This is a genomic window from Streptococcus mitis subsp. hohhotensis (genome assembly GCF_020089495.2).
In the GTDB taxonomy this organism is placed as follows: Bacteria; Bacillota; Bacilli; order Lactobacillales; family Streptococcaceae; genus Streptococcus; species Streptococcus hohhotensis.
This window is the reverse complement of the sequence record NZ_JAIRCA020000037.1, coordinates 1-3,384: the sequence shown is the minus strand read 5'-3', so window position 1 is coordinate 3,384 and position 3,384 is coordinate 1. Positions and strand designations below refer to the sequence as shown.

Annotated in this window: 3 protein-coding genes; all 3 read right to left on the bottom strand. The window is 40.3% G+C overall.

Annotated features, from left to right (window positions below):
• Positions 1 to 167: 167 nt before the first annotated feature.
• The 3 genes from K4Z77_RS09685 to groES all read right to left on the bottom strand — a co-directional run bounded on the left by K4Z77_RS09685 (position 168) and on the right by groES (position 2,994).
• Entirely contained in the window at positions 168 to 935 is a 768-nt protein-coding gene (locus tag K4Z77_RS09685; protein WP_224219180.1) for an epoxyqueuosine reductase QueH, read from the bottom strand.
• A gap of 136 nt (positions 936 to 1,071) precedes the next feature.
• Positions 1,072 to 2,694, bottom strand: coding sequence for a chaperonin GroEL (gene groL / locus K4Z77_RS09680; protein WP_224219179.1), 1,623 nt, complete (start codon positions 2,692 to 2,694; stop codon positions 1,072 to 1,074).
• Between the two features lie 15 nt (positions 2,695 to 2,709).
• A complete protein-coding gene (gene groES / locus K4Z77_RS09675; RefSeq protein WP_000917323.1) occupies positions 2,710 to 2,994 on the bottom strand; it encodes a co-chaperone GroES in 285 nt (94 codons plus the stop codon).
• Positions 2,995 to 3,384 lie beyond the last annotated feature (390 nt).

Here is a 3,384-nt window from a genome sequence, read left to right as displayed (position 1 = left end):
GGCTTTTATCTGTTTTATCATGGGAAATCCCTCCTTAACTATAAGTTTATCACATAAAAAAGAAACCCAAATACAGAATTGTATTTGAATTTCTTAACTTAATGACATTGGGGTGAAAGCCCTGGTTTTTTTATTTGAAAAACCCAGCTTTTCAGCTGGGGTGATTTCTATATATCTAATTTCGTAACAGTAAATTTGATATGGGAATAATCTTTTTCAACATCCTTATCCAGCAAGAAAGCTGTGGCATCCTTCTTAACTTGAACCAGGTCAATATTCTGGACTTGTGCTGCATAGACACATCCACAATAACATTGACGGTAAATGTCATACTCTTCACACATCTCTACTGAACGTTTGTAGCCCTGATTTTTCTTGAAATCACTTGGAAGATAGTGGGTTGTATAAATTTTTTGCACATCGATTCCGATGCTGTTGATGGTTTGAGAATTCTTATGAGGACTAATGGTCAAGGCTGAGCCAAAATAATCAAAGCCCAGATCCATAGCCACTTGCGCTGTCTTATCCAGGCGGTAGTCAAAGCAAACCTTACAACGGTCGCCACCTTCAGGCTCTTCTTCCAAACCTCGAACCAGTTTACGATATTCGTTAGGTTCATAAGGAGCTTCTAGGTATTGAACGTTATTGCCAGTCCGCTCATTGAAATCACTGACAAACTTTTTAGTCACATAGGCACGCTTATGGTATTCTGCCTTGGGATGGATATTAGAATTGGCAAAATAGATAGTCACATCTGCATACTTGGTCAAATATTCTAGGGTATAGGTACTGCAAGGGGCACAGCAAACATGCATGAGAATGGTTGGCCGTTGCTCATTTTTCTCCCATACTTGTACCATCTTCTGCATGACACGGTCATAATTAATCTTCTGATTGGGGTTCATCTTGCTCAGAATTTCTTCTACATCGATCATGTTCTTCTCCTTTTTCTAGTCTTATTTTATCATATAAGTTAGGAGAGCTCAAATCTATTTAAAAGTGTATAGTATAAAAAGAGGGATAGACATTCCCTCCTTTTGTGTTTTTTATAAGTTGTTTTCTATAGAAAGCTTACATCATGCCGCCCATCATGCTTGGATCCATTGCTGGAGCTGGGGCCACTGGTTCTGGTTTATTGGCTACGACTGCTTCTGTTGTCAAAATCAAGCTGGCTACAGATGCTGCATTTTGTAGGGCTGAACGGCTCACTTTAACTGGGTCAATGATTCCCTCTTCAATCATGTTGACCCATTCGCCAGTTGCTGCGTTGAAGCCTATACCAACTTCAGCATTTTTCAAACGATCGATAACGATAGATCCTTCAAATCCTGCATTGTGGGCGATTTGACGAACAGGTTCTTCCAAGGCGCGGAGAACAATATTGCGTCCTGTTGCTTCGTCTCCTGTCAATTCCAAGGCAGCAACAGCTGGAATCACATTGGCAAGAGCTGTTCCACCACCTGCAACAATACCTTCTTCAACAGCTGCACGAGTAGCGTTGAGGGCATCTTCAATGCGGAGTTTCATTTCTTTCAACTCAGTTTCAGTTGCAGCTCCGACCTTGATGACTGCTACACCACCTGACAATTTCGCCAAGCGTTCTTGCAATTTTTCACGGTCAAACTCAGAAGTTGTGGTTTCGATTTGAGACTTGATAACTGAAACACGGTGAGAAATCGCTTCAGGATTTCCAGCACCTTCTACGATAACAGTGCTATCTTTGTCCACAGTTACTCTCGCTGCTTGACCAAGAGCTTCAATTGTAGCATCTTTCAATTCAAGACCTAGGTCTTCTGTGATAACTGTTCCTCCTGTTAAGATGGCGATATCTTCAAGCATGGCTTTGCGACGGTCACCAAAACCAGGTGCCTTAACTGCTACTACGTTGAAAGTTCCACGAATCTTGTTCAAAACAAGAGTTGGAAGAGCTTCGCCATCCACATCATCCGCAATAATTAAGAGTGGACGATTGCTTTGGAGAATACTTTCTAGGAGTGGCAAGATTTCTTGGATATTTGAAATCTTCTTATCAGTAATCAAAATGTATGGATTTTCGAGATCAGCTACCATTTTTTCGCTATCTGTTACCATATACTGTGAAAGATAACCACGGTCAAACTGCATTCCTTCCACAACTTCAAGTTCTGTTTCCATACCACGTGATTCTTCGATAGTAATGACTCCATCTTTGCCAACTTTTTCCATAGCTTCAGAGATGTACTCACCAACTTTTTCAGAACGAGAAGAGACGGCGGCAACCTGAGCGATGGCTTCTTTGTTGGCAACAGGAATAGCATTGTTTTTCAAGGCTTCAACTGCTGCAGCAACTGCTGTTTCAATCCCACGACGAATGCCGATTGGATTGGCACCTGCTGTGACGTTTTTGATTCCTTCGCGGACGATAGCTTGGGTCAAAACAGTTGCAGTTGTAGTCCCGTCACCTGCGATATCATTGGTTTTTGAAGCTACTTCTGATACCAATTTGGCACCCATATTTTCAAAATGGTCTTCCAATTCGATTTCTTTGGCAATGGTCACACCGTCATTGGTAATCAAGGGTGAGCCAAATGATTTTTCCAACACAACGTTACGACCTTTTGGTCCCAAGGTTACTTTAACAGTATCTGCAAGGATATCGACACCACGGACCATAGCTGAACGGGCATCTGATGAAAATTTAATTTCTTTTGACATACTTACTTTCTCCTTCTATTCTTCAATGATAGCCAAGATGTTCGCTTCGCCTACGATGATATACTTTTCATCACCATCTTTGACATCAAGACCTGCGTGAGCTTCAACCAAGACACGGTCTCCAGCTTTAACACTTGGAGCAACCAAGTCACCGTTCAAGGTACGAACACCTTGTCCAGTAGCTACAACTTGGGCTGTTTTTGTTTTTTCTTGGGCTGAACCTGCAAGGACAAAGCCTCCAACAGTTTGTTCTTTTTCTTCGATTTTCAAGACCACACGGTCTCCTAACGGTTTCAACATCTGATTTCCTCCATAATGAGATAGATATTATTAGCACTCTTTATATCTGAGTGCTAATTCATAGCTCTATTGTATCACTTGGTCAGAAATAGTCAAGGAAAAAGTCTGACTTTCTGAGGATGAATAGATAAATTCTTTATCCTAATTTTGCACTTTAATAATGTAGAATTTTAACGAACATGATTTATGGAATTAGTATTTTAGTTAATTCTTTTATAAAAAATACCGAAACTCTAAATCCTTATATTACGCATATATAAAAAACAACGATTATGAACGAGCCTACTGAAAAAGTCATCAAATTGATGGCTTTTTTGTTATACTAGAGATGAGGTGAAATGATGCTTGATAATCAGTTAACTATGGATGTCAGTCCTTATTCTAGTTTGT